At 63.6% G+C, this 26,963-nt stretch carries 24 protein-coding genes and 1 tRNA gene; 12 read left to right on the top strand and 13 right to left on the bottom strand.

The annotated features are described in order from the left end of the window. Positions 1-54 precede the first annotated feature (54 nt). Positions 55-777 (top strand): 3-keto-5-aminohexanoate cleavage protein, encoded by a 723-nt coding sequence (locus MKI86_RS08920; protein ID WP_241600090.1) that lies wholly within the window; start codon positions 55-57, stop codon positions 775-777. A 22-nt stretch (positions 778-799) separates the two neighbouring features. Here MKI86_RS08920 and MKI86_RS08915 read toward each other — a convergent pair whose 3' ends face one another. Continuing rightward, a complete protein-coding gene (locus tag MKI86_RS08915; RefSeq protein ID WP_241600088.1) occupies positions 800-1,945 on the bottom strand; it encodes an AI-2E family transporter in 1,146 nt (381 codons plus the stop codon). A 344-nt stretch (positions 1,946-2,289) separates the two neighbouring features. On the opposite strand from MKI86_RS08915, the gene MKI86_RS08910 reads away from it, so the two are divergent. Both MKI86_RS08910 and pgi read left to right on the top strand, forming a co-directional pair. Further along, the gene (locus MKI86_RS08910; protein WP_241600086.1) at positions 2,290-3,990 is read left to right on the top strand and encodes a long-chain-fatty-acid--CoA ligase; all 1,701 of its coding nucleotides are present in this window, start codon (positions 2,290-2,292) and stop codon (positions 3,988-3,990) included. Positions 3,991-4,107: 117 nt separating this feature from the next. Further along, positions 4,108-5,733: a glucose-6-phosphate isomerase gene (gene pgi, locus MKI86_RS08905; RefSeq protein ID WP_241600084.1), complete on the top strand. Its 1,626-nt coding sequence runs from the start codon at positions 4,108-4,110 to the stop codon at positions 5,731-5,733. Positions 5,734-5,836: 103 nt separating this feature from the next. Here pgi and MKI86_RS08900 read toward each other — a convergent pair whose 3' ends face one another. The 4 genes from MKI86_RS08900 to MKI86_RS08885 all read right to left on the bottom strand — a co-directional run bounded on the left by MKI86_RS08900 (position 5,837) and on the right by MKI86_RS08885 (position 9,243). Further along, on the bottom strand, positions 5,837-6,922 hold the full coding sequence (locus MKI86_RS08900; RefSeq protein WP_241600082.1) for a glycosyltransferase family 4 protein: 1,086 nt from the start codon (positions 6,920-6,922) through the stop codon (positions 5,837-5,839). Between the two features lie 73 nt (positions 6,923-6,995). Next, positions 6,996-7,925 carry a carbohydrate kinase family protein gene (locus MKI86_RS08895; RefSeq protein WP_241600080.1) on the bottom strand — a complete coding sequence of 310 codons (930 nt, stop codon included), beginning with the start codon at positions 7,923-7,925 and terminating at the stop codon, positions 6,996-6,998. Between the two features lie 63 nt (positions 7,926-7,988). Further along, entirely contained in the window at positions 7,989-8,687 is a 699-nt protein-coding gene (locus MKI86_RS08890) for an orotate phosphoribosyltransferase (RefSeq protein ID WP_241600078.1), read from the bottom strand. A gap of 130 nt (positions 8,688-8,817) precedes the next feature. Continuing rightward, positions 8,818-9,243, bottom strand: a complete 426-nt coding sequence (locus MKI86_RS08885) for a DoxX family protein (RefSeq protein ID WP_241600076.1) — start codon at positions 9,241-9,243, stop codon at positions 8,818-8,820. A gap of 188 nt (positions 9,244-9,431) precedes the next feature. On the opposite strand from MKI86_RS08885, the gene MKI86_RS08880 reads away from it, so the two are divergent. The 3 genes from MKI86_RS08880 to MKI86_RS08870 all read left to right on the top strand — a co-directional run bounded on the left by MKI86_RS08880 (position 9,432) and on the right by MKI86_RS08870 (position 12,281). Further along, positions 9,432-9,620 carry a hypothetical protein gene (locus MKI86_RS08880; RefSeq protein WP_241600074.1) on the top strand — a complete coding sequence of 63 codons (189 nt, stop codon included), beginning with the start codon at positions 9,432-9,434 and terminating at the stop codon, positions 9,618-9,620. A 98-nt stretch (positions 9,621-9,718) separates the two neighbouring features. Next, complete coding sequence (locus MKI86_RS08875) at positions 9,719-10,423, top strand: Crp/Fnr family transcriptional regulator (protein ID WP_241600072.1); 705 nt, start codon at positions 9,719-9,721, stop codon at positions 10,421-10,423. A gap of 13 nt (positions 10,424-10,436) precedes the next feature. Then, positions 10,437-12,281 carry a CHASE2 domain-containing protein gene (locus MKI86_RS08870; protein WP_241600069.1) on the top strand — a complete coding sequence of 615 codons (1,845 nt, stop codon included), beginning with the start codon at positions 10,437-10,439 and terminating at the stop codon, positions 12,279-12,281. A 19-nt stretch (positions 12,282-12,300) separates the two neighbouring features. Here MKI86_RS08870 and MKI86_RS08865 read toward each other — a convergent pair whose 3' ends face one another. Both MKI86_RS08865 and MKI86_RS08860 read right to left on the bottom strand, forming a co-directional pair. Next, entirely contained in the window at positions 12,301-12,942 is a 642-nt protein-coding gene (locus MKI86_RS08865) for a FecR family protein (RefSeq protein ID WP_241600067.1), read from the bottom strand. Positions 12,943-13,108: 166 nt separating this feature from the next. Then, the gene (locus tag MKI86_RS08860) at positions 13,109-14,143 is read right to left on the bottom strand and encodes a proline racemase family protein (RefSeq protein WP_241600065.1); all 1,035 of its coding nucleotides are present in this window, start codon (positions 14,141-14,143) and stop codon (positions 13,109-13,111) included. Positions 14,144-14,273: 130 nt separating this feature from the next. Between MKI86_RS08860 and spdA the strand changes: the two genes are divergently transcribed. After that, positions 14,274-15,080 carry a 2', 3'cyclic nucleotide phosphodiesterase SpdA gene (gene spdA, locus MKI86_RS08855; protein WP_241600063.1) on the top strand — a complete coding sequence of 269 codons (807 nt, stop codon included), beginning with the start codon at positions 14,274-14,276 and terminating at the stop codon, positions 15,078-15,080. 47 nt (positions 15,081-15,127) lie between these two features. On the opposite strand, the gene MKI86_RS08850 is transcribed toward spdA, so the two are convergent. The 4 genes from MKI86_RS08850 to MKI86_RS08835 form a co-directional block, all read right to left on the bottom strand. Beyond that, on the bottom strand, positions 15,128-16,384 hold the full coding sequence (locus MKI86_RS08850) for an alpha/beta hydrolase (RefSeq protein WP_241600061.1): 1,257 nt from the start codon (positions 16,382-16,384) through the stop codon (positions 15,128-15,130). 227 nt (positions 16,385-16,611) lie between these two features. Continuing rightward, positions 16,612-16,688, bottom strand: a tRNA-Arg gene (locus MKI86_RS08845). 123 nt (positions 16,689-16,811) lie between these two features. Then, positions 16,812-18,281 (bottom strand): sensor histidine kinase, encoded by a 1,470-nt coding sequence (locus MKI86_RS08840; RefSeq protein ID WP_370879925.1) that lies wholly within the window; start codon positions 18,279-18,281, stop codon positions 16,812-16,814. Positions 18,282-18,469: 188 nt separating this feature from the next. After that, a complete protein-coding gene (locus MKI86_RS08835; protein ID WP_241600059.1) occupies positions 18,470-20,473 on the bottom strand; it encodes a methyl-accepting chemotaxis protein in 2,004 nt (667 codons plus the stop codon). Between the two features lie 410 nt (positions 20,474-20,883). Here MKI86_RS08835 and rpmH point away from each other — a divergent pair, with 410 nt between their 5' ends. From rpmH to yihA, 4 genes are all read left to right on the top strand, one after another. Continuing rightward, positions 20,884-21,021, top strand: coding sequence for a 50S ribosomal protein L34 (gene rpmH / locus MKI86_RS08830; protein ID WP_037405882.1), 138 nt, complete (start codon positions 20,884-20,886; stop codon positions 21,019-21,021). Between the two features lie 32 nt (positions 21,022-21,053). Then, entirely contained in the window at positions 21,054-21,446 is a 393-nt protein-coding gene (rnpA, locus tag MKI86_RS08825; RefSeq protein WP_241600056.1) for a ribonuclease P protein component, read from the top strand. Beyond that, on the top strand, positions 21,446-23,245 hold the full coding sequence (gene yidC / locus MKI86_RS08820; RefSeq protein ID WP_241600043.1) for a membrane protein insertase YidC: 1,800 nt from the start codon (positions 21,446-21,448) through the stop codon (positions 23,243-23,245). The genes rnpA and yidC overlap by 1 nt, the downstream gene beginning before the upstream one ends. A gap of 160 nt (positions 23,246-23,405) precedes the next feature. Next, positions 23,406-24,059, top strand: coding sequence for a ribosome biogenesis GTP-binding protein YihA/YsxC (yihA, locus tag MKI86_RS08815; protein WP_241600041.1), 654 nt, complete (start codon positions 23,406-23,408; stop codon positions 24,057-24,059). Between the two features lie 19 nt (positions 24,060-24,078). On the opposite strand, the gene MKI86_RS08810 is transcribed toward yihA, so the two are convergent. Together MKI86_RS08810 and epmA are read right to left on the bottom strand one after the other, a co-directional pair. Beyond that, complete coding sequence (locus MKI86_RS08810) at positions 24,079-25,134, bottom strand: lysine-2,3-aminomutase-like protein (protein WP_241600031.1); 1,056 nt, start codon at positions 25,132-25,134, stop codon at positions 24,079-24,081. Continuing rightward, positions 25,131-26,186 (bottom strand): EF-P lysine aminoacylase EpmA, encoded by a 1,056-nt coding sequence (gene epmA, locus MKI86_RS08805; RefSeq protein WP_241600029.1) that lies wholly within the window; start codon positions 26,184-26,186, stop codon positions 25,131-25,133. The genes MKI86_RS08810 and epmA overlap by 4 nt, the downstream gene beginning before the upstream one ends. 163 nt (positions 26,187-26,349) lie before the next feature. Between epmA and efp the strand changes: the two genes are divergently transcribed. Then, a complete protein-coding gene (gene efp / locus MKI86_RS08800) occupies positions 26,350-26,919 on the top strand; it encodes an elongation factor P (RefSeq protein WP_241600026.1) in 570 nt (189 codons plus the stop codon). Positions 26,920-26,963: the final 44 nt, after the last annotated feature.

Here is a 26,963-nt window from a genome sequence, read left to right as displayed (position 1 = left end):
ACCTTGCGAACCGTGCGGACGCCGCTAGACTGACGCAGTTACACGGAGCTTGCGATGATCGTACAGGCCTGCTTGAACGGGGCACGGCCCCACGACTACCATCCGCGCTTGCCCACTACCGCAGACGCCATGGCCGCCGACGGCGCGGCCTGTGTTGCGGCGGGTGCGGCTGAGTTGCACATCCACCCTCGCGGTGCCGACGGACGCGAAAGCCTGGCGGCCATCGATGAAACGATACTGGCCGTGCGACGCGCCTGCCCGGGAACGCTTATCGGTGTGTCGACGGGCGCCTGGATCGAAGGCGACGTGGAGCGGACGCGGGACTGCATTTCCCGCTGGCGCATGCTGCCCGACTATGCCTCCGTCAATCTGTCGGAGCCCGATGCACCGGCCGTCATCGGATTGCTGCATCATATCGGTGTCGGCGTGGAGGCGGGGCTGGCCACCATTGCCGATGCCGAACGGTTCGCTTCGCTTGCAGACAGCCGCCGTATCTTTCGCGTCCTCATAGAGATCGAGGAGCAGGATTTCGCCAGGGCCGATGCGATTGCCGATGGCATCGAGCGTGTTCTTGCGCGCGCCAATATTGTCCGGCCGATCCTGCTTCACGGTTTCGACGCGACTGTCTGGCATTTCGTTGCACAGGCGCATCGGAAACGCTGGTCCACCCGTATCGGATTGGAAGACGGGCGCCTGCTCGAGAACGGCGAACAGGCATCCGGAAATGCCGAACTGATCGGTGCAGCCGCGGCCATCTATCGCCGGAGCGCAGCGTAAACGACGCTGCAAAACGGCATCGTCAGCTGGCGTTGCGCCCACGTTCAGGCAGGTCCGGCGTCTGTGGGCGGGCGTCCAGGCGGATTGCGGCGGGCGGATCCGTCGCGTCGATCTCCCGAATCCATTCACGCCAGATCGCGACCAGCAGCGCCATCAGCACGGGGCCGATGAACAGGCCGAGAAAGCCCATGGTTTTCACGCCGCCGATCAGGCCGAAGAAGGTCGGCAGGAAGGGCAGCTTGATCGGACCACCGACGAGGCGCGGCCGCAGCGTCTTGTCGACGATGAAGAGTTCCACCGAGCCCCAGATGAACAGCGCGAGGCCGGCGATGGGCGAGCCGCTGGACACGAGATAGATCGAGACGAGTGTGAAGGAGAGCGGCGCGCCGCCCGGAAACAGCGCCATGACGCCGGTGAGAACGCCAAGCGTGACGGCCGAGGGCACGCCAGCGATCCAATAGGCGACGCCAAGCACGATGCCCTCGCCGATGGCGATCAGCGTCATGCCCGTGACGGTGGAGCTGATGGTAGCGGGAACAATGCGCGAGATGCGCTCCCAGCGCATCGGCAGGATACGCTCGCCGAGACGATCCACCTGGGCGGCGAAGGACTGGCCATCGCGATAGATGAAAAACAGGGCGATCAGCATGAACAGCATGGCGAGCAGAAGGCCGAAGGCCTTGCCGCCGGCCGCAAGGGCCACGCGGTAGATGTTGCCGATATTGGCGCCGCTGACGATCTGCGTCAGTTCGCCGATGGCGCCGGGATGATCGAGGAAGCGCGTCCACTGCATATCGAGCCAGCCGCCGATGACAGGCAGCGCGCCGATCCAGTCCGGCGTAGGCGCGCCCGTGCGATTGGTCTCGACCGCCCAGCCGATCCACTCGCGGATTTCGTGGAAGGCATAGGTCGACGCGATCATGATCGGCCCGATGATGAAGCCGAGAATGAGGAGGATCGCGATGGAGGCGGCAAGCGTGCGGTTGCCGTTGACCTGCGCGAGCAGGCGCGAATAGAGCGGCCAGCTAGCGAACGCAATGACGAGGGCGGCCAGAACCGGGACCACGAAACCATGGAAGAAGTAAATGCCGGCCAGCACGACGAGGACAAGCAGCCAGCGCGCCGCCGATGTCGGCGAGATGAGCGCCGCTCCGCTCGGGCGCGCCATACCGATCAGCCGGGGCTCATTTCTGCGATGTTCCGATTGCGGCAAACTCGTCTACTCCATTGGGGCCGTGCAGGCCGGGCCTCTAGATAAGGTCTATCCGAAGAATGTTAAACATATACGTGGTTTTTTCGTCGCTGGCGTGGTGAGACGCCGCAGCCGGGCGGCCTCACGAAAAAGCTATCGGGCACGAGACGGGCGATTGTTGACGTTTACGTCAATGTAAGATAGCCATGGTGCTTGATGGCGCCCGCCAAAAGCATCATCTTGTTCGCACCGGACGGTTGGAGGACCATGCGGTGACCGCAGGACGGACGATGCCCCACGCGCCCACGAGGAGGAACCCCATGTCGGCCATTGAACAGAAGCCATCCACCGAAGCGTCCGGCCGTTTCTGGCTTGCCTCCTATCCCGAGGGCATGGCCGAAACGATCGCGCCGCTTGGCCATTCATCGATCGGCGCGCTGGTGGAAAGCTGCTGCGCCCGGTATGCCGACCGCCCGGCCTTTACCAGCATGGGCAAGACGCTTACTTTCCGCGACTTCGACGCAGCCTCGAAAAAGGTCTCGGTCTGGCTGCAGGCGCAGGGGCTGGAAAAGGGCGACCGCGTCGCGGTCATGATGCCCAATATCCTTCAGAACCCGGTCGTGATCTTCGGTATTCTGCGCGCCGGTCTCGTCGTGGTCAATGTCAATCCGCTCTACACGCCGCGCGAGCTGGAACACCAACTGAAGGATTCGGGCGCCAAGGCGCTGTTCGTGCTGGAGAATTTCGCCGGCACCGTGGCACAGGTCGTCGCGCGCACCGCCGTTCGCCACGTCGTCGTCACGACGATGGGCGACATGCTCGGTCTGAAGGGGCTGATCGTCAACCTCGTGGTGCGCAGGATCAAGAAGCTCGTGCCCGCGTGGTCGCTGCCGGGACATACACCTTTCAAGCAGGTCATGAGCCAGGGGGCGCAAAACAGCCTGAAGCCGGTGGACATTTCGCCTGGCGATACGGCCTTCCTGCAATATACCGGCGGCACGACGGGTATATCCAAGGGGGCGACACTCACCCATGCCAACCTGCTTTCCAACATGGAGCAGATCAAGCTGTGGATCGAGCCGGTCTTCCGCATCAAGAAGCGGCCAGAGCAGCTCGTCTTCGTCTGTGCGTTGCCGCTCTACCATATCTTCGCACTCACCGTGAACGGGCTGATGGGCATCGCGCTCGGCGGCCACAACGTGCTGATCGCCAATCCGCGCGACATCCCGGCCTTCGTCAAGGAACTGGGCAAGTACCGCGTCCACATCTTCCCCGGCCTCAACACGCTGTTCAATGCCATGATGAACAACCCCGACTTCGAGAAGCTGGACTTTTCCGAACTCGTGCTGACGCTCGGTGGCGGCATGGCAGTGCAGCGGCCGGTCGCGGAGCGCTGGCAGAAGATCACGGGCTGCGCGGTGACCGAAGGCTACGGCCTGTCGGAAACCTCGCCGGTCGCCACCGCGAACCGCTTCGACAGCCCCGATTTCACCGGCACGATCGGCCTGCCGCTACCCTCCACCGATATCGAGATCCGCGACGACGAGGGCAAGACGCTGACGCTCGGCGAGGTCGGCGAGATCTGCATTCGCGGGCCGCAGGTCATGGCCGGCTACTGGCAGCGGCCAGACGAGACGGCAAAGGTGATGACACCGGACGGCTTCTTCCGCTCCGGCGATGTCGGCTTCATGACCTCGGAAGGCTATACCAAGATCGTCGACCGGAAGAAGGACATGATCCTCGTCTCCGGCTTCAACGTCTTCCCCAACGAGGTGGAGGAAGTGGCCATGTCGCTGGCCGGCGTGCTGGAATGCGCGGCGATCGGCGTGCCCGACGAACATTCCGGCGAGGCCGTGAAACTCTTCGTCGTCAAGAAGGACCAGGCCCTGACGGAGGCCGACGTGAAGGCCCATTGCGTCGCCAACCTGACAAACTACAAGCGGCCGAAATTCATCGAATTCCGTGCCGACCTTCCGAAATCCAATGTCGGCAAGATCCTGCGCAAAGACCTTCGGGGCTGACACAGCCCCGGTTAAACCGATTTAATTTTTTCGCGGAAGGCGCATTTGCGGTCTTGATTTGCGCCCTCCAAAGCGACTAGCTAACCGGCATCGTCCCAAGGCCCGAGGAACACGCCGATGAACGCGCTTGTCGAAAAGCTGAAATCCATCGTTCGCGAGACCAATGCCACAGACATAAGGGCGGCCTTCGCGGCCGATCCGCAACGGTTCTCCCGCTACAGCGTCACGCTCGAAGACTTTCTCTTCGATTATTCCAAATGCGCTGTGAACGACGCCGTGCTTGATGGCCTGGAAGAGCTTGCCCGCAAGGCCGGCGTCGAGACGAAGCGCGACGCGATGTTTGCAGGCGAGATCATCAACATCACCGAAGAGCGCGCCGTGCTGCACACGGCCTTGCGCAACCGCGCCAACACGCCCGTCCTCGTCGAGGGCAAGGATGTCATGCCCGACGTCAATGCCGTGCTTGATGCCATGGGTGCGTTTTCCGACGGCGTGCGCTCCGGCGCCCTGAAAGGCGCGACGGGCAAGAAGATCACGGACGTCGTCAATATCGGCATCGGCGGCTCGGATCTCGGCCCCGTCATGGCGACGCTGGCGCTGGCACCCTATCACGACGGGCCGCGCCTGCACTTCGTTTCCAATATCGACGGCGCGCATATTGCCGACACGCTGAAGCTGCTGGAGGCGGAAACGACGCTCTTCATCGTCGCGTCCAAGACCTTCACCACCATCGAGACGATGACCAATGCCGCGACCGCGCGCAGGTTCATCGCCGACGCGCTGGGCGAGGCCGCGGTCGGCAGCCACTTCTGCGCGGTCTCGACGGCGCTCGACAAGGTCGCGGCCTTCGGCATCGGCGCCGAACGCGTCTTCGGCTTCTGGGACTGGGTCGGCGGGCGCTACTCGATCTGGTCGGCCATCGGCCTGCCGCTGATGATCGCTATCGGCAAGGAGAACTTTGCCGATTTCCTGGCCGGCGGCCACGCTATCGACACCCATTTCCGCACCGCGTCGATCCGCGAAAACATCCCCATGCTGCTCGGCCTGATCGGCTATTATCACCGCAACGTGCTGGATTATCCCTCGCGCGCGATCCTGCCCTATGACCAGCGGCTGTCGCGCTTTCCCGCCTATCTTCAGCAGCTCGACATGGAATCGAACGGCAAGTCGGTGACGATGGATTCCACGCCCGTCGAAGGCCAGACCGGCCCGGTCGTTTGGGGCGAACCCGGCACGAACGGCCAGCACGCCTTCTACCAGCTGATCCATCAGGGCACAGCCATCATTCCGGCCGAATTCATGATCGCGGCCAACGGCCACGAGAAGAGCCTGCGCCACCAGCACCAGCTGCTGATCGCCAATTGCCTGGCGCAGTCCGAAGCGCTGATGAAGGGCCGCACTTTCGCCGAGGCCAAGGCGCAGCTCACCGCCAAGGGCATGGACGAGGCGAAGGCCGACCGGATCGCGCCGCACCGCGTCTTCTCCGGCAACCGCCCATCGATCACCATGGTCCACGACAGCCTGACGCCCTTCGCGCTCGGCCGGCTTATTGCGCTCTACGAGCACCGTGTGTTCGTCGAAGGTGCGCTCTTCAACATCAACTCGTTCGACCAGTGGGGCGTGGAGCTGGGCAAGGAGCTGGCGACGGGCCTTTTGCCGGTCGTCGAGGGCAAGGAAAGTGCGGCAGGCCACGATTCATCGACCGCCGGCCTTGTCACCGCACTGCTGAAGGCGGCGAAATAATCCATAGCCTTTCCCGTGAATATGGGTTCACCGGAAAGGCTCTATATCTTTGCTTTTGCCGCATTGTCCGACGCCGACGCGATCCCGCTTCGCCTGGAAATGCCTAGCGAAGGCTGAAGCGGCGTGCCGCGAACGAACTGCGCGGCACGCGGGCGAGATTGCCCAGAAACTCCCGCGCGCAGGCACGCCAGCTGTAGGTCGCGGCCCGGCTGAGCGCGACGTCCTTGGGGATGTCGAGAGCGGCGAGTGCTGCTTCACGCAGATCTTCCGACAGAACGCCGGCATCACCCAACACGTCGCGCGGGGCCGTCACCGGGAATGCGGCGACGGGAACGCCGCTGGCAAGCGCCTCCAGCATGACATTGCCGAACGTATCCGTGCGGCTCGGGAAGACGAAGACATCGGCCGAGGCGTAGACGCTCGCCAAATCCTCGCCGGTCTTGCGGCCGAGGAAGTGCACATCGGGATAGCGCTGGCGCAGCGTGGCGAGATCAGGCCCGTCGCCGACCACGACCTTGCTGCCCGGCAGGTCGAGACCTAGGAAGGCCGGAAGGTTCTTCTCCACCGCGACACGCCCGACATTGAGAAAGATCGGTCTTGGCAGTCCGAGATCGCGACGTTTGGCGGGATCAAACAGCTTGGTATCCACGCCGCGCGACCAGCGCTTGATGCGCACGAAACCGCGCGCCGCCATTTCCGTGCCGAGCGACTTCGTCGCCACCATCATGCCTTCGCCGGCATTGTGGAAGCGGCGCAGCCACCAGTAGCTCCAGCTTTCGGGAATGGGCAGGCGGGCGCTGATGAATTCCGGAAAACGCGTGTGATAGGCCGTCGTGAAGGGCAGCCTGCGGCTGAGACAGGCACGGCGCGCCGCCATGCCGAGCGGGCCCTCGGTGGCGATATGGATATAGTCAGGCGCGATTGCCTCGATCTCGGCCAGCACGCGCCGCGAGGACGCAAGCGCCAGGCGGATTTCGGGGTAGGACGGCAGCGGGACGGTCGCGAACTTTTCCGGCGTGAGGAAGACGACCTCGACCCCCTCCTCCGCCATGGACCGCGCCAGTTCCTCCAGCGTGTGCACCACGCCGTTCAGCTGCGGGCGCCACGCATCGGTGACGACGAGCACGGTGGACGCCCGGCCATTCGTCGGGACAGGTACAAGCGAATCTGGAGCAGTGTGATCGAGCATGGCCCCTTTTGACCATGCCGCGATGACAGGGGGATGAAGGGGTGCCAAGCGGCTCCCCTTAGCGGGATGTCGCTCAGGCGAGCCCGATCTCGTTTGCCCAGGGCGGATTGGCGCCCGCGCGGGAGACGGTGACGGCCGCAGCCTTGGCGCCGAGCGCCAGCGCCTTGGCGATCTGCTCCTGCTCGAGCCTGGCCACCTGCTGCTTGGTGAGCAGGTTCTGCATCTTGAGCGAGGCCAGCACGCCGGCATCGAAGGTATCGCCAGCACCAACCGTATCGACAACGCTGACGCGTTCGCTCGGCACCGTCACCTTGTGTTCCGCCGTATAGCCGACGGCGCCGTCGGCGCCACGGGTTACGACGACGAGCTTGGCGCCGTGGTGCAGCCAGTAGCGGGCCAGGGCATCCTCATCGCCATCAAGACCGAACCAGGCGAGGTCCTCGTCGGAGAACTTGACGATATCGGCCATCGCCGCCATCCGGCGGATGCGGGCCATATGCGCGTCCTTGTCCTTGATGAAGCCGGGGCGGATGTTGGGATCGAGCGAGATGACGCACTTTCCGTGTTCGCGCTTCAGGAGCGCTTCATAGGTGGTGCCGCAGGGTTCCGGGATGAGGCTGATCGCGCCGAAATGCAGCGCCTCGCACGTATCCCCCAGCGCCGGCAGCTCGGCTTCGGTGATCATGCGCCCGGCTGTGCCTTCGTCATAGAAGGCGTAGGTGGCATGACCATCGACCAGCTTGACGAAGGCGACCGTTGTCGGGCGCGACAGCGTTGCGCAATAGCTGTAGTCGACGCCGCTTTCGCGCAGCGTCTTGCGCAGGATATCGCCCATCATGTCATCGGACAGGCCGGTGAAGAAGCCCGTGGGCACGCCGAGGCGGCCGAGCGCGATGGCCGTGTTGAAGATCGCGCCACCGGCATAGGGCGCATAAGCGTCCTCACCGAGCGTCGTCGTCCGCGGCAGCATGTCGATCAGCGCTTCACCACAACACAGGATCATCGAAATTCCTCCAACCGAATTTCAATCGATTTAAACAATCACGGCGGAAAGCGCCAGCGCTTTTTAGGATGTCGGCAGTTCCGAGACACCGCCATGGGCGGCCGACCAGGCCAGTGGCGCATCGAAGAAGGAGGAGACGGAGGCGAGCGTCGCGTCATCGAAGAGCTTTTCCTGACGCGCGACGGCCAGAACATCCCGCCAGGTCGCGACATGATGCAGCTTCACGCCGCCATTGGCATAGCGCGCCTCGGCTTCCTTGAAGATGCCGTAGTAAAACAGCGACATGCCATGATCGACCACGCCGCCGGCCGCGCGGATCGCGTCGATGAAGGTGAACATGGAGCCGCCGACCGTTACGAGGTCCTCGATGACGAGCACGCGCGCGCCTTCTGCCATCACGCCCTCGATCTGCGCATTGCGGCCGTGGCCCTTGGGCTTCTTGCGCACATAGATCATCGGCAGGCTGAGGCGATCAGCAAGGAGGGCCGCGAAGGGAATGCCGGCCGTCTCGCCACCGGCGATCACGTCGATACGCTCGAAGCCGACATTGCGGGTAAGGGTCGCGGCGGCGAAATCCATGATGGCCGAGCGGATGCGCGGATAGGACAGCAGCTTGCGGCAATCCATGTAGACCGGGGAGGCCATGCCGGAGGCGAGCTTGTAGGGTTCTTCCGGGCGGAAATGGACCGCCTTGATCTCCCACAGCATGCGGGCCATCAGCTCCGCCATCACGTCTCGGTCCGGAAAGGAATTGGAAAACATCGGCATCTCCCGCAGGGTTCTATCCCCGTGCGCATAGCAGCAAGAGTGTCGGCTTTCCAGCGTTGAGACAACGAAAAACCCTCCCCGGGGACCGGGAAGGGTTTCTGGAGGATCAGACGGGTGTTCGGGATCAGGCGGCGCGGCGGGCGTCGACCGAGAGCGAACCGGGGCCGAAGGCGGCAAGCACGAGGAAACCACCGGCAATCGTGATGTTCTTCCACATCATCAGGCCGTTGAAGACCGTGAGCAGGCCGTTTGCGCCTTCCGGGAAATCCGGAACGTTGATCGCGCCGCTGTGGAAGGTGAGTGCGGTGAACACGCAGAAGGCGGCGAGCAGGTAGGCCGTGATCTTCGTCTGGAAGCCGACGAGGATGAAGAGGCCGCCGACGAGTTCGAAGATGCCGGCAATGTAGGCGAGAGCGGTCGCTGCCGGCAGGCCGGCACCCGCGATCATGCCGGCGGTGCCGGCGGGATCGAGCAGCTTGGGATAGCCCGCAGTGATGAACATGAGGGCGAGGAGGATGCGTCCGACGAGGACGACGGCGTTCTGCGGCATGGAAAGCTCCTGAGGCTTCGTTGTTTGCGTTGGCGACAGAGATAGCAGCTTTCATTCGTCAAGCTAGCCGGTCGTTCGGAAGACAGATTGTTCACTTTTTGAGAACGAACTTCTGTTCCCGCCGGAACAGAGCGGCACATGGGACCATGCGAGAAGGGTGCATACCGCCTGCCCTTTCAGGAGAGATCATGCGTCCCACCCTGCTCGCCCTCGCCCTTGCCGGCGTCTTGTTCCCCTTCACTCCCGCCAGCCACGCGGACGCTTCTTACGGCGAAGGCTATTACGGGCACTATCAGCAGAATTGCATCACCAAGCGCATCCGAACGGCGGATGCCTATGGAAGGCCCGTCACGAAGCGCGTGCGCATCTGCGGATAGCGGCCGCGAAGGCACGTTCTTTTCTGTTGCAAGCGCCCGGCTGCTGGGCGAAGATTTCCGCCGGGTGGCGCATTTGGCGCTGGCCGGGGGCCGCGGACATGAACGAGATCAACAAGAGTGCCGCATTCTGGCGTTCCTTTCCCATTTTCGAGGGTTTCAGCAAGGAGACGATCGGCGAGATCGCTTCGATCGCGACCTATCGCAAATGGTCGGCGGGAACGGTGATCTTCCAGCGCGGCGACGAGGGCACCTACCTCATCGTGCTTGTGACCGGCCGCATCAAGCTCTCCCTCATCACGCCACAGGGCAAGGAACTGTCGTTGCGCCAGCTCGAACCCGGCGCCGTGCTCGGTGAGATGGCGATCCTCGACGGCCAGCCGCGTTCGGCGGATGCGACCGCGGCGGTGGCGACGGAAGGCTATGTCATCGTAAAGCGCGATTTCCTCGACCTGCTCGCCCGCAACCCTTCGGCCGCACAGGCGGTCATTCACTATCTCTGCACCAAGCTGCGCGAAACGACGGAACAGCTGGAAACAATCGCGCTCTACGACCTCGATGCGAGGGTCGCCCGTTTCTTCCTCGCCACGCTGCGCAACATCCACGGCGAGGAATTGCCTGACAGCGCCAATCTCCAGATCGCACTGAGCCAGACTGAAATCGCCGGCATTCTCGGCGCGAGCCGACCGAAGATCAACCGCTCGATCCTTGCGCTGGAGGAAGCCGGCGCCATCCGGCGCAAGGACGGCATCATCCAGTGCCATATCGGACGGCTTTACGGCATTGCCGAGCCGGACGACGACTAGGCTGTCGAAAGCAATGATCGTAAAGAAATACAGGTCCCTCGCCGCCGGCCTCATTGCCAGCCTTGCCGGCGCGCTGGCGCTTCTTGCCCTGGGCGAGACGGCGCTGGAGCGGCAGCGCGAATTCTATTTCGACGCGCTCACCCAGGCGGTTCCGGCGGCCCGAAGCGACCGCATCGTTGTCGTCGACATCGATCGCAAGGCCTTCCAGAGCATGCCGAACCGTGACTGGACGCGAGCGGAGACGGCGGCGCTCGTCGAAAAGCTTGCGGCGGCCAAACCCACCGCCATTGCCTTCGACTTCATCTTCAGTACGGATTGCGCGCCTGACGTGCCCGCCAATGCGGCGTTGGCGCAGGCCATCGGCAAGGTGCCGACCGTCCTCGGCTTCCTGATCGGCGAAACGCTCGACGGCGCGCCGCATCCGGTGCCGAAGCTTGCGTTGCACCGGCCCGTCGACGTGCCGGACCTCTGGTTCGTCGAGGGCACGGAAAGTTCATGCACCTTCCTTCAGGACCGCTCATCGGCAGCGGCAGCCGCCTTCCTCGTCGGGGACGAGGATGCGGTGGTACGACGGGTGCAGGCATATGCGATCGTCGGGAATGCAGCCTATCCCGCGCTTGGCGTGGAGGTGGCCCGGCTTGCAGCGGGGGCGCGAACACCCGTGCTGGGCGGCAAGCCGGCTTGGCTTCGCCATGACAGCCGCGTCCTGCGGCTCGATGAGGACGGCAGCCTGCGCTTCGTTGCAAGCGGTGCCGGGGCCATCGCGGCACGTACCTTCTCCGCTGCCGATGTGGTGGCCGGCGCCGTGCCGGCAGAGAAGCTTGCCGGCAAGGTCGTGCTGATCGGCAGCAGCCTGCCCAATCTGGGTGGGCTGCGCACCAGCGCTTCGATGCCGCTCGAGCCATCGGTGCAGATTCACGCCGACCTGGCGGACGCCATCCTGACCGGCCACATCCCGACGCGCGATCCGCTGCTGCCCCCCGTCGAAGCCGGCTTTGCTCTGTTTGCCGGTGCAGCCGCGGCGCTTGCGGCGGCGCGTCTTCGGCCGCTCGGCGCCGCGGTTTCCGGCCTCGGCCTGATCGGACTCATCTTCGGCGCGTCGGTGCTGCTCTACGAGCGAACCGGCCTGCTTTCCGATGCGATCGGCGTATCGCTTATCGTTGCCACGGCCGCGCTCGTCACCGGCCTCATGCAATACGCCCATGTTCGGCGCGCGGAAGCCACAGCCCGGCAGCGTTTTGCGCAATATCTGCCGCAATCGGTCGTCTCGCGCTATATCGACAATCCCGACATGGGGCGTGTGGCGGGCGAGGCACGGCAGGTGACGGCGCTCTTCACCGATATCGAGGGCTTCTCTGCACTGGCGCAAAAGATAGGCCCACACGATCTCGTCAAACTGCTCGACATCTACTTCGCCGAGGTCAACGCACTCGTTGCCCGCCACGGCGGCATGGTGGACAAGGTGGTGGGCGATGCGGTGCATGCTCTTTTCAACGCACCTGATGATCTGGAAGGCCATGTCGACAAGGCGCTGGCCTGCGCCGACGACATCCGCACACTCACCGAGGAGATGCGCCACCGGCCCCTGTTCCTCGAACAGGCCTTCGGCCGGACCCGCATCGGCATCGAGACGGGCATCGCCGTGTTGGGCGAAGTCGGCGCCGGCGGCAGGCTCGACTATACGGCCCATGGCGATGCCGTGAACCTCGCCGCGCGGCTGCAGGACGCCAACAAGTTCCTGGGCACGCAGATCTGCATCGGCCCGCGCGCCGCGAGCGAAGCCAGTCGAACACTCCGTCCCATCGGCAGCCACGAAATCCGCGGCTTCGGGACGATGGCGCTGTTCACGCTCGACTAGAATATTTGCGTTCGCAGCCTTATCCGGCCCCGACACTGGCATAGGCTTCGCGGATGCGCGCTTGGCCCCATCGGGCCACGGCCGTGGGTGCGGCGCCGGGTGCGGCGAAATCCACGCCCTCGCCGCGGCCGACCTGCCGTGTCACGCCACCGCCAGTGACCTCGACCAGCCCGTGTTCCACGAAGACGGCGAAGGCTGCATCACGGCTCGGGCCGGCGAAGAATTTCGTGCCGCGCACGCCGATCATGCCGAAGGCGGTGCGCATGCTGAAATCGATCTTGGTAAGCCCCTCGGCACGGTCGAACATCATCTGGCCGGTGCCGAGCTCGATCGTTCCGCCCTGCCCGGCGATGAAGCTGTCGATCAGCAGTTCTGTCTCACTGCCAAGAAGCAGGCTCGTATCGTCGCCCAGCGCCAGGGCCGCGAAACTCTCCTTGCCGGTCGCCACGAAATCGCGGTCCATCAGGCTCGCGCCAGCGCTCAGGCCCTCCAGATGGCCGGCCTGCCGGCGCGTCACATCGCCCGTGATCTTCACGGCCTTGCCGATGACGGTGTTGGCCTGCGCCGCTCCGACCCCGGCCCCCATGAGCGTCAGCGCCCCGCCGGCCAGGAAGAGCCGTCGCCCGAAAAGGCGTGGGTTCAGTGCTTGGGACGGTCTCATGACATGTCTTTCGCTTCGATATGCGTGGCGCGGACTTGACCCGATGGCGGCGGCGGCGTCAACCGCCCAACCCGCTTGGGCCATCTCCTTATGCGCCGATCCGGCCGCGCCCTCTGTTTCCACGGAGACAGCAACCGTTTCACCGGCCGCCAAAGCTCGCGCCCGGTCAGACGATCTCACCGGCCTGCGGGCCCCAGGTGTCCGTCATGGCAAAACCGTTTGCCAAGGGATCGGTCGGGTCGAGTGCGATCTGGTGCAGGCCGAAGGTCCAGCCGCGGCCGGTAATGCTGGGAACGATCGCCGGGCGGCCGGCAACCATGGCCTCCGCCTCCAGTCCGACTTCGAATTCCGTGCCGATGATCGAACGCGAACGGAACGTATCGCCGACCTTGGCGAGGCCGCGGGCGTGAAGCGTGGCAAGATTGGCGGAATTGCCGGTGCCACAGGGCGAGCGGTCCACGCGGCCGGGCCACATGGTGGTGGCGGTGCGCACGAGACCATCAGGATCGCGATCGCGGAACATCACATAGGCGATGCCGCTGATCTCGGGAATCTCGGGATGCACGACCTTCATGGAACGATTGATGAGATCCTTCAGTACCATGCCGGCATCCACCAGCGCGCGGGCATTGGCTTTTTCGATCTTGGTGCCGATCTGATCGACATCCACAAGCGCATAGAAGATGCCGCCGTACGAGATATCGAAGCGCACGCGGCCCCAATGGGGCGTGTCGATCTCCACGTCCAGCGCCTCGACGAAGGAGGGCACCATGGTGAGCCGGACCTTTTCGCAGCGCCCGTCACGGCAGGTCGCCGTCGCCTTGACGAGGCCGGCGGCGGTATCGAGCACGACGACCGTCTCCGGCTCCTTCATCTCGACGATACCGGATTCCAGGAGCGCCGTCGTGACGCAGATCGAATTCGAGCCCGAAGAGGCATGCGCCTGATCGGCCTGAAGGATGATGAAGCCGGCATCTGCCTCCGGGCGCTTGGCCGGCAGCAGCAGATTGACGGAGCCTGTCGCCGCCGCGCGCGGCTCGAGGCAGAGAAAGCGGCGCAGGCTGTCGTCGACCGTGTTGATGTGATTGAGCTGCTCGGCGATCGTGTTGCCGGGGATTTTCGGCACACCGCCGATCGCCACTTTACCGATTTCGCCTTCGCAGTGAACGTCCAGCAGCTGGATCGTGCGCTTCCATCTCATATCGATATCTCCGCTCCACCGGCTGGCCGGCTCTCCTAGTCTGATATATCAGATTGTCGCCCGTTCCAACCGCTTTTCATGCTGCCGGTTTACACGCTACGAAAGTGGTCTGCGCACCACGGGATTCTCCATGACAAAACTCATCGTTTTCACCGACTTGCACATGGTGCCCGAAGGCGCCACGATCATCGGCCTCGACCCTTACGGCAGGCTGCTTGCAGGCATCGAGCACGTCAACCGCTATCATGCGGATGCCGACCGGGTGATCTTCATGGGTGACCTGACGCATCGCGCCGACCAGCCGTCCTACGAGCGCCTGCGGGACCTTCTCTCGCTGCTGACGCCGCCGGCCGCCATCACCATCGGCAACCATGATCATCGCGCGCGTTTTCTGGAAAGTTTTTCCCATGTGCAGCCGGACGAACACGGCTTCATCCAGCAGGTGATCGATCTCGGCGACTGCCGCGTCGTGCTGCTCGACACCCTGTTTGCCCCGCCTTACGACTATCCGATGAGCCATGCGGGCTATCTGTGCGAAACGCGCCTCGCCTGGTTCGACCGAGCGCTGGCCGGCGCGGGCGGGCGGCCCGTGCTCATCTTCATGCATCACCCGCCGCACAAGACAGGCTTCACCGGCATGGATGCCATTCGCCTGGGCAACGAGGATGCCTTCTACGAGCTGGTGATGAAACACGGCAATGTCCGCCACATCTTCGCCGGCCACGTGCACCGCACGATCGGCGGGTCGCATCTCGGCGTTCCCTTCTCAATCTTCAAGAGCCCCATACACCAGCAGCCGATGCCGTTCGACACGCCCGACACCTCGCTTTCGGTGGACGAGCCTGCCGCCTACGGCATCGTCGTCGTGACGCAGGAAGGGCTTCAGGTCCACACCGAGGACTACGAGATCGCCGGGCGCGACGTGGCAATCGCCTGACGGCGGTTCAGGCGATTGACAAGCAGGCCCCGAACGGCCCCGCCGCATCACTGCCCGACGGCGGTTGTCGTCGTGTCTTCGACGGAATTGCCGAGGCGTCGCCACTGATCTTCGTAGTTACGGCGCGTCACCGGATCGAAGACGGCGATGGGTGTCGAGACCGCGATGCTCGCGGCACTGCCGACCGTCTGCGCCGTGCCAAGAGCGACCGCGCCGAGGCGCTCGCCGAGACCGACCTCGGAATCCGTTACCGACTGGCCGTCGATGAGGCGATTGCCGATGAGACGAACCACCTCCGGGCTTTCGGCGAATTTTCCGTGGTTGAGGCGGTCGCCGGATTTCAGCGCCGTCAGGTCGAGCACGGTAATGCCCTGCTTTTCCAGCATGGTGCGGTAGGGTTCTTCGGCCGGATTGATCTGGCCGAGCCGGTCGATATTGCCGGAGATGCGGCGCGACAGCGTCAGCGCGCGGTCATCGCGAGAGACGAAGAGAGTAAAATTCGGGCGATCCTTGCTGTCCTTGCCGATGGCCCGCATCTGCTGGCCGAACACATCGACGTCGAGATCGGGCGACGCGAGAATGACCTGCTGGATCTTCTTCGGCACGCGGCCGTCGCGGATCGCCATCTGGCGCAGCGTTTCCACGGCAAGCCAGGTGCCCATGGAATGCGCCATGATGGTGATTTCACCGACCTGCGGCGTGTTGACAGCGGCCCGCAGCAACTCCTCCAGCGCATCGCGCGAATAGTTGGTGCTTTCCTTGTCGTAGGAATAATCGAAGATGCTGGCGCGCGAGGGCCAGGTGAAGATCACCGGCGCCGCATCGGTCTTGGAGTCGTGCACGATCTGCGCAAAGCGGTAGACGGCGTCCTCATAACGGTTGTTGAAGCCGTGCACGAAGATCAGCACCCGGCGGCTCTTCGGCAGATTGCGGCCGAGCCAGAGGCGAGCAGACTTCGCACCATCGACCGGCTTCACGCTGACCGTGGAAAAATCCTTCATAGGATCGGCGGGCAGCTTCTTGGGCCATTGCACCTGGCCGACCTTGCGCCTGTCATCGGGCGGTATCGACACGACGATGTCGCTGAGCGCCAGCTCCGAGCCGCGCTCGCCGGAAAACAGAACGCCGGGCTGGCTGGAGGGCGCGCGCGTGGTCGCAACCAGCAGATCGACGGTGGATACGCCCGGGGTCACCGTTCCGCTCGGCACCAGAACACCCTCCGGCCGACCGGCACAGCCGGCCAGCACGATGAGCCCGGCGAATATCACACGTCGCAACATGCGCGGCACCTGGCGGTTCGTCATGTCCCGCTTCCTTCACTTTCCCGTTTCGCCGGCGCCTGAAAGCTCCGCTCGCTCCTGCTTAGCCGAGCAGCGGGCGCTTTTGAAGAGAAGGCATGCGGGCGCGCGCTCACAGCCGCGCAAGGAACCGTCCCCGTGACATATCGGTCACGGGCGGAAAAGCCGCTTTGGTGAACGAATGCGCAAAGAAGCGCATCGGTCATCGGCTTGCGGAATGTCGATTGGAAGAATGGCGCACCCGAAGAGATTCGAACTCCTGACCCCCAGATTCGTAGTCTGGTGCTCTATCCAGCTGAGCTACGGGTGCGCTGGCAGTGGCGGGTTTATTGCCCGGCTGCGAGGCGGTTCTCTAAAGGGTGCTTCGGGTTATTGCAAGCGTCTTTCGGAGAAAAATGTATTTTTTTCATTGCGGCACCTCGTGCTGACGAGGTTACGCGCGGTGGCGGAAGGCATCCAGCGGGACGGGACGGTCCGGAAGCTCGATGCGGAAGAGCGTGCCGGGCGTGACCTTTTCCACAAGCGCGATCGTGCCGCCATGCGCAAGCACCAGTTCGCGGGCGATCGCAAGGCCCAGCCCCGTCCCGCCGGAGCGAACAGAGCCCCGGAAGGCCGTGAACAGGTTCTCGCGCGCCTTTTGCGGCATGCCGGGCCCGTTGTCCTCGATAGCGATAGACACGACGCTGCCGGTGCGCAGACCCGTGACGATGACTGTGCGGCGCTCGGCGGAAATTTCCTGCGACAGCGCCTCGACCGCGTTGCGGCAGAGATTGTGGATCACGCGGAAGAGCTGCTCGCCATCCGCATCGACCTGAAGGGCCGATTCGACCTCCACGACGAAATCGATGTCGCCGCGCGCATCCAGTGCGAGCACCTCGGAGACCTCCTGCACCAGCGGCCGCAGCGAAACGAATCGGCGGCGCGGCTCCGGCTCGCGCATGCGGCCATAGGACATGACCTCGTTTGTATAACCGACGGCGCGGTCGATGCTGCGCAGAAGCTTCGGCGCAACGCGCTTGACCACGGGATCGTCGACATCCGAAAGGCGGTCGGACATGAGTTGCGCCGACGACAGGATGTTACGCATGTCGTGGTTGATCTTCGAAACCGCAAGACCGAGGTCCGCGAGGTTCTTCTGTTCTTTCAGCGTGCGCTGCAGCGTCTGCTGCATGGCCGCCAAGTGGATGCCTGCGACGGCGATTTCGTCGCGCCCGCCGGACGGACGCAGGACACGGGCGGGATTGGACGGATCGGCGGCGAATTCGCGGATATTGGCCGTCATGCCACGCACCGGGCGGATCAGCAGTCGGTTGAGCGCGAAGAAGATCGGGGCGGCCGTAACAAGCGAAATGAACAGGGAGAGGAAGAAGACGTTGCGCGCGTAGCGCAACATGGCACGGCGCAGGGCGCCGTCGTCGAGAAGCAGTTCGATACGCGTCGTCGTCTCTCCCACGGGGCCGTAGACGCGGATGACCCGGTTGCCGCCGAAAAGCAGCGTATCGAAGGCATCGTAAACGGCGGTGAGCGTCGAGACATCCGACAGATCATATTGCGCGTCCACAGTCGGCGGCATATCGATCGCGGCGACCATACGCGAGGCATCGGCCTTCTTAAGCACGATCGCCTTGGCGCCCGTCGCCAACAGCGTCTCCTGCTGCACGGAGCGCGGCAGCTCCTGATCCGGCAGGCCTTCAATGACGACACTCGCGGCAGCGGCGGTGTTCAGCCGGTCGCGCAGCCACATCAGCCGCATATTGGCGACCGAAGGCACGAAGATCAGGATTTCAGCGATCAGAACGAAAATCGCCGTCACGAGGAGGAGCCTGCCGGAAAGCCCCGACAGAAAGCCGACTTTCGGCACCGGCATCTCGGCCAAGGACGGCGTTCCGTCTCTGTCCACCATGTCTCAACTCCCGGGCCCGGCCACACGATGCGCCACCACACAGGCACCGCTCGGCGGCGCGTTCTCGATAACGACCGCGAGCCAATTATAGGAGATTACGGCAATTTTTCCAACGGAGCGCCGAGCAATGAAAAACGCGGCGATCCTGCGACCGCCGCGTTCGATTTTGAGATGGCTTCAGCCTTCGATCAGAATTCTTCCCAGTTCTCCTGGACCGCGGCGGCCGATGCAGCGCCACCGCCGCCGAAGGCGCGGGCGACATTGCCCATCATGCGCCGGGCCGGCGATTCGACCGGGCGCGTTTCAGTGCGGGCGACAGCGATGCGCTGGAGCGCATCGCCAGTGCGGAAGCGGGCGACCAGGTCGGCGAGGCCGTCGGCTTCCGCCTTGAGCTTGTGGGTCGCGGCCGAGGTCTCCTCCACCATGGCGGCATTGTGCTGGGTGACCTGATCCATCTGGTTGATGGCGGTGCTGACTTCCTGAAGTCCGGTCGCCTGCTCGCGGGCGGCCGTGGCAATCGAGTGGATGCGATCGTTGATGGTCACGACGCGCCCCTCGATGTCGGTCAATGCCGCACCCGTTTCCTGCACGTACTTGACGCCGACGGACACCTCGTCGGAAGACTTGGTGATCAGCCCCTTGATGTCCTTGGCCGCACTGGCGGCACGCTGTGCGAGCTCACGCACTTCCTGCGCGACGACAGCGAAGCCCTTGCCGGCCTCGCCCGCGCGGGCAGCCTCGACACCGGCATTAAGGGCCAGCAAGTTGGTCTGGAAGGCGATCTCGTCGATCACGGAAATGATCTGGCTGATCTCCGACGAAGCCTGCTCGATACGGCCCATGGCATCGATGGCGTTGCGCACGATGGTGCCGGACTGCTTGGCGCTCTGTGTCGCCTCGGCGACCATGCGGCTCGCCTCGCCTGCCTGATCCGTCGAATTCTTTACGGCGACGGTGATCTCGTCGAGTGCAGCGGAGGTTTCCTCAAGGGCCGCAGCCTGCTGTTCGGTGCGCTTCGACAGATCGTCGGATGCGGTGCGCAGCTCGCCGGAATTGGCGTTGATCGCATCGGTGGACGAACGCACCTCACGCATCGTGCGCTGGAGCGTGGCCAATGTCGCGTTGACGTTCTGCTGCAGTTCGGCGAACGCGCCGCGGAAGCTGCCGCTCATGGTCTGCGTGAGATCGCCCTCGGACAGCGCGCCGATGACGCGGCGGGTTTCGGCAATGCCTTCCTCGACGCCGGCCACGAGTTCGTTGACGCTGCGCGCGAACCGGTTGAGGTCGTCGTTGTCGTAGTCCTTGTTGATGCGCGAGGAGAAGTCACCGGCTGCCGCGGCATGTACGACGGTGGCGATGGAGGACTGGAGGTCGGCGCTCTTCTCGCGCAGAACCTGTTCCTGCGCATTGAGATCGCGCACGGTGATGGCGTTCTGGCGGAAGACGGCGACCGCGGCTGCCATTTCGCCGATCTCGTCCTGACGGCCGGCATAGGGCACTTCGGTCGCGAGATCGCCGCCGGCAAGACGGTTCATGGTGTCCGTGACCTTCTGGATCGGACGGCTCAGCTCGTTGGTCGCGATGTAGAAGGCTGCACCGCCACCGACGGCCAGGCCAACGCCGATCGTTCCCAGAACCAGGGTGAGCATGAGCGTTTCGAATGCGGCGACGTCGCTTTTGATCGCGCTCAGATTGGCGTTATCGGTTTCGACGACGGCGTCGATTTCCTTCTGGAAAGCCTTGCGGTTGGCGCGGTTGCTCTCGTTGTTGCCCTGCTCGTTGGCGGCAACGGGTGAAACCTGCGTACCAAGGCGTGCCGTTTCCGAGCGGAAGGTGCGGAATTCGGCAGCACGGGCGACGACCGCATCGAAGGCGGCCTTCTGGGATTCAGGCACGAGCGGACGCCAGTCGTTCAGCGTCTTGTCGATGCCGTCGAGTTCCTTGCTGATTCCGTCGGCGAACTTCTTCGCACTCTCGCTGTCCTTGGAGGCATAGATGCCACGGGCTTCCATCACGACGGCCGTGACCTGGCGGTTCAGGTGCTCGCCCAGGAAGGCGCGGTCGGAGGCGTTCTGATACCGGCCGAGCTTGGCGCTGTATTCGGACACCACATGAACGGCGATTCCACCAACAAGCACAGAAACGAGCCCCATCATGCCCACGATGAGATAGATCTTTCCCCGTATTTTCACGTCATACTCCAATAGGTAAGCGGAACGGCAAGATGGCACGATCCAGCTCACCCCCTCGGGGAGAAATGTAAGTTTCAAAGGTTAATTAGATTTTGATGAAAATCCCCTCATTTTCGGCCTGAAGGTCTTTGAAGACGGGTACTTAGTGAAGACCTGCGGAGATTTTCATCACGCGACGCTCATCCCACTAAATAGTCGCGACGTTTCACAACCCTTGAGGGAAACAGCATTAACGACTTGGACCGGCAGCGCGACGTCAGGCCCACAATTGACTTTCGACCGTTTTTGCCCTTATAAGCCGGCCACGTTCGGAAAGCTCGGCTTCCCGTGAGGGATAACCGTTGCCGGACAGAAACGCTGCTTGCTAAAACGCAAACCCAAGAAGGGCCGCACACCGCGGTATTAAATAAATGTCCAAGCGTACCTACCAACCCTCCAAGCTTGTTCGCAAGCGTCGTCATGGCTTCCGTGCCCGCATGGCAACGAAGGGCGGCCGCAAGGTCCTCTCCGCTCGCCGCGCACGCGGTCGCGCTCGTCTCTCGGCCTAAGCCGTGCTTGCCCGAACAGAGGCGACGGGCATATGACGAAAACTGTTGGAAAATCCACTGTCGGACGGCTGAAAAGCCGTCCGCAGTTTCTTTTTGTGCGCGAGGGCGAGCGCCGCAGGGGACAGCTGTTCCTTCTCGAAGTGCGCGACCGGCAGATGCCGGAGGAGCCCCCTCGCGTCGGCTTCACCGTTACGAAGAAGCATGGCAACGCCGTCGAGCGCAATCGCATGCGCCGCCGCCTCAAGGAGGCGGTGCGGCTATCCGCCGGGTTTGCAATGGAGCCCGGACACGACTATGTGGTTGTCGCCAGACGGGACGTGTTACACGCGCCCTTCAAAACCCTAAAAGCGAGCCTGAAAGACCGGATCGCAACAGGTAAGAAACAGAAGCGGCAGCAATCCTCAGCTGCTCCCGGGAAAGAGTGATGGAAAAGAACCGCAATTATTTCGTGGCGATCGCACTGTCCGTGCTGATCCTCGTCGCCTGGCAGTTCCTGTATGTGAACCCGAAGCTGGAAAAGGATCGCGCCGCGCTGGAAGCCCAGCAGGCCACCCAGACACAGCAGCAGACAACGACGACGACCGACGGCACCACGCCTGCGGTGAGCACGAGCGGAACGCTGCCCGGCGCGACGGCGACAGGCACGGCCACCGAGGCGCGTGATACCGCGCTTGCGAAATCCGCGCGCGTCGAGATCGACACACCCGCGCTTTCCGGCTCCATCAACCTGACGGGCGCGCGCTTCGACGACCTGAAGCTCAAGGAATTCCACGAGACGGTCGACAAGTCGAGCCCGATCATCACGCTGCTCAGCCCGGCTGAGACCGAACACGGCTACTTTGCCGAAATCGGCTATGTCGGCAGCGATGCGACCGGCACGGTTCCGGGGCCCCAGACGGTGTGGACGCAGGACGGCTCCGGCAAGCTGACGCAGACGACCCCGGTGAAGCTGACCTTCACCAACGACAAGGGCGTTACCTTCGCCCGCACGATCTCGGTCGATGAACATTACATGTTCACCATCAACGACAGCATCGAGAACCGCACGGATGCGGCCATCGCGCTGTCGCCCTACGGCCGCTCGACGCGCTTCTTCAAGCCGACCGATCCGTCGGTCTACGTCCTGCACGAAGGCTTCATCGGCGTGCTCGGCGACCTCGGCCTGCAGGAAGTGAAGTACAGCAAGACCGAGGACAACACGACCGTCACGCCCGGCAAGGCGACCGGCGGCTGGCTCGGCATCACCGACAAATACTGGGCGACGGCGCTCGTACCGCCGCAGGCCACACCTTACGAGACGCGCTTCTCGCACTTCACCGACGGCCGTTCGCGCTACCAGGCGGACTATCGCCAGGACGACATCACCGTCGCGCCGGGCCAGACGATCGAAGTCAAGAACCTGTTCTTCGGCGGCGCCAAGGAAGTGCCGATCATCGACCAGTACGAGAAGACCTACGCGATCCCGCAGTTCGACCTGATGATCGACTGGGGCTGGTTCTGGTTCTTCACCAAGCCGATGTTCCAGCTGATGGACTTCTTCTTCCGCTATTTCGGCAATTTCGGCATCGCGATCCTGATCACCACGATCGTCGTGAAGGGCCTGTTCTTCCCGCTCGCCAACAAGCAGTACGCTTCCATGGCGAACATGAAGAAGATGCAGCCGAAGATGGAGGAGCTGAAGGCCAAGCATGGCGACGACCGCATGGCGCTGCAACAGGCCATGATGCAGCTCTACAAGGAAGAGAAGATCAACCCGCTGGCGGGCTGCTGGCCGATCCTTCTGCAGATCCCGGTTTTCTTCGCGCTCTACAAGGTCATCTATGTGACCATCGAGATGCGCCATGCACCGTTCTTCGGCTGGATTCAGGACCTGTCCGCTCCCGATCCGACCTCGATCTTCAACCTGTTCGGCCTGCTGCCTTTCGCGGTGCCGCACATGCTGATGATCGGTGTTTGGCCGATCATCATGGGCATCACCATGTTCCTGCAGATGCGCATGAACCCGACGCCGCCGGATCCGACCCAGGCGATGATCTTCACCTGGATGCCGCTGGTCTTCACCTTCATGCTGGCGACCTTCCCGGCCGGCCTCGTGATCTACTGGGCCTGGAACAACACGCTCTCGATCATTCAGCAGGCGATCATCATGAAGCGCCAGGGCGTGAAGATCGAGCTGTTCGACAATCTCAAGGGCCTGTTCAGCAAGAAACCGAAACCATCCTGACGACTGGTCAGGCGACGATTGCAAAACCCGGCCTCGCGCCGGGTTTTCTTTTGCGCGGCGCTGCTTCTCTCGCTCGGCACCGCGCTTTGGTGGCAGCGTCGCGCTTGACATTCTCGGCCAAAACCGGGAAGCGGAGGGCCTGAAACAAAGGCAGGACGCAATGACCGAGACGACGACGCCCGGCGAAAAGCCCCTCTTCGGACGTCCGTGGATCTTCATCCGCGGCGTGCCGGCCATGAAATTCCTGCCGCCAGAAGGTCCGCCGGAGATCGCCTTTGCCGGGCGTTCGAATGTCGGCAAGTCGTCGCTGATCAATGCGCTCGTCGGCCACAAGGGGCTCGCGCGCACCTCGAATACGCCCGGCCGCACGCAGGAACTCAACTACTTCGTGCCGGATGGTTTTTCCGGTGCGGCAGATGACCTTCCGCCCATGGCGCTCGTCGACATGCCAGGATACGGCTACGCCCAGGCGCCCAAGGAGCAGGTGGACGCCTGGACCAAGCTCGTCTTCGACTATCTGCGCGGCCGCTCCACGCTCAAGCGCGTCTATGTGCTGATCGACAGCCGCCACGGCGTCAAGAAGAACGACGAGGAGGTTTTCGCGCTGCTCGACAAGGCCGCCGTCTCCTACCAGATCGTGCTGACCAAGACGGACAAGATCAAGGATGCCGGCGTGCCGCGCCTCATCGAGGAAACCCGGCAGCAGATCCTGAAGCACCCGGCCGCTTATCCGGAAGTGCTGGCGACATCGTCGGAAAAGAGCCGCGGGCTCGATGATCTGCGCAATGCCATCCTGACGGCGATCGCGCGTTGATCAATCCGGCCTGCGCGCCTCAGTCAGCCTGCGGCGGATAGGCGTGCACGTCGCCGCGGAAATCGCGCAGGCGGAAACAGCCGTCATCCGCCTCTTCCACTGCCGTGGAATCCGCGCGCACCTTGCCGTGCCCGCCCGGGATATCGAGGATATAGGCCGGCTGGCAGAGACCGGAGACGCGGCCGCGCAGGCTCTCGACCAGTGCCCTGCCCTCGGCAAGCGTCAGGCGGAAATGCGCAGTGCCGGGCGCAAGGTCCGGGTGATGCAGATAGTAGGGTTTGACCCGGTTCTCGACGAAGCTGCGCATCAGCGCAGCCAGTACATCGGCATCGTCGTTGACGCCTTTCAGCAGCACCGTCTGGCTGATCATGGCCATGCCAGCATCGACGATGCGAGCAATGGCGGCACGCGCATCCGCCGTGAATTCGCGCGGATGGTTTGCGTGAAGCGCGACATAGGTCGTCTTGCCGGAGGCCTTCAGCGCGTCGATGAGCGCGGCGTCGACGCGGGCGGGATCGACGACCGGGACGCGGGTGTGAAAGCGCACGATCTTCACATGCGCGATTGCACCCAACCGCTCCATGATGGCCTGGAGGCGTCGCGGCGAAAGCACGAGCGGATCGCCGCCCGTCAGGATCACTTCCCATATTTCCGGCCGTTCGGCGATGTAGGCGATGGCCGCGTCCAGCGCGTTGGCCGAGAGCGTGCCGAGGCCTTCCGGCCCGACCATCTCGCGGCGAAAGCAGAAGCGGCAATAAACGGGGCAGACATGCACCGCCTTGAGCAGAACGCGATCCGGGTAACGATGTACGATGCCCTCGACGGGGCTGTGGGCGAGGTCGCCGATGGGATCGGCGCGTTCCTCCGGCAGGGTGACGAGCTCGGCGGCGTCAGGCACGAACTGCCGCGCAATCGGATCCGAGGGATCGTCGGCATCGATCAGGGCAACGAGCGCGGGCGTCACCGCCACGGCATAGCGCTCCGCAACCCTTGCTGCATCGGCTCGCTTCGCTTCGGGCACAAGGCCAGCTTCCGCGAGTTCGGCGACCGTCGTCAGGCTGCGTAGCGCGGTCACTGTGCCGTCTCCGCGACCGGCGCCCAGATCACCTGGTCGATGCGCCGGGCGCCCGTGGCCAGCATGACGAGACGGTCGAAGCCGAGCGCGATGCCGCTCGCTTCCGGCATGATGGCGAGCGCGGCGAGGAAATCCTCGTCGAGCGGATAGGTCTCGCCGTAGACGCGTGCCTTTTCCGCCATTTCCAGCTCGAAGCGGCGGCGCTGCTCCGCCGCGTCCGTCAGCTCTCCGAAGGCATTGGCCAGTTCCACGCCACAGGCATAGAGTTCGAACCGCTCGGCGACGCGCCGGTCATGCGGGACGGGACGGGCAAGGGCGGCTTCGGCAATGGGATATTCGCAGAGGATCGTGGCGCAGCCGAAACCGAGTTCGGGTTCCACCTTCTCCACCAGCACGCGGCTGAACAGGTCCGCCCAGGTATCGTCGCCGGCAACGCGCAACCCGGCCGCCTGCATCGCCGCGGCAAGCCTTTGCCGGTCGGTCGCGCCATCAGGGTCGATGGTGGCGAGGAGATCGATACCGGCATGGCGCCGGAAGGCGTCCGCCACCGTCAGCCGCTCGGGCGCAAGATCGGGATCGCAGGTCGCACCGCGATAGGTGAGGTGCGAGACGCCGGCCACCTTGGCGGCAAGCTTCAGAAGCGCGCCGCAATCCTCCATCAACACGTCATAGGTCTCGCCGGCGCGATACCATTCCAGCATCGTAAATTCCGGGTGATGCAGCGGTCCGCGCTCGCGGTTGCGATAAACATGGGCAAAGCAGGCAATGCGTCTTTCGCCTGATGCCAACAGCTTCTTGCAGGCGAATTCGGGCGAAGTGTGCAGGTAAAGCGGCGTTTTCTCACCCGCATGACCGATCGCAGTCGTTGCGAAGGCATGCAGATGCGCCTCGTTTCCCGGGGAGACCTGCAACGTCGCCGTATCGACCTCGATGAACTCACGCGCCGCGAACCAGCCGCGCAACGCCGCCTGGATACGGTTGCGCGCCAGCAGGAACGGCCGGCGATCGGCATGGACATCGGGCGTCCACCAGGGCGAGGGCTTCAGGTTCATGGCGTTTCCATGACAGGTTTCTTCGGACCAGACGGCGGCGGAGACTGGTGTTTTGCCGGAATATAGGATAGTTGCGGCCCCGAAAACGCTTTTTCAGGCGCTCGGGGAAGACGTCGTGCGACGGTCCTCTACGACGCGGTCCATTCAGTTACAAGGAAGACTTATGGTAAAGATCATCGCTTCTTCCGTCCGTAAGGGCAATGTGCTCGACGTCGACGGCAAGCTCTATGTCGTGCTGACGGCACAGAACTTCCATCCGGGCAAGGGCACGCCGGTCACGCAGGTCGACATGCGCCGCATCTCCGACGGCGTGAAGGTCTCCGAACGCTACCGCACGACCGAGCAGGTCGAGCGCGCCTTCGTGGAAGACCGCGAGCACAACTTCCTCTACGAGGACGGCGACGGCTACCACTTCATGAACCCGGAAACCTACGACCAGCTGACCATGTCGGTCGAAGATATCGGCGACCTCAAGGCCTATCTCCAGGAAGGCATGACGGTCGTCCTGTCGGTGCATGAGGGCGTTGCCATCGCCATCGACCTGCCGCGCCACGTTACGCTCGAGATCGTCGAAACCGAGCCGGTCGTAAAGGGCCAGACGGCCTCGTCCTCCTACAAGCCGGCGATCCTGTCGAACGGAATTCGCACGCTCGTTCCGCCGCACATCACCGCCGGCACCCGCGTCGTCATCGCCACCGAAGACGGTTCCTACGTGGAACGCGCCAAGGACTGACCGGTCTCTTCCAGAAAAAGGCCGCCCGCCGGAAAAACGGTGCG

Origin of the sequence: Shinella sedimenti (genome assembly GCF_022601905.1) — a bacterium.
GTDB classification, from domain to species: Bacteria; Pseudomonadota; Alphaproteobacteria; order Rhizobiales; family Rhizobiaceae; genus Shinella; species Shinella sedimenti.
The sequence above is the reverse complement of the archived record's forward strand: the minus strand, read 5'-3'. Positions and strand labels throughout refer to the sequence as shown.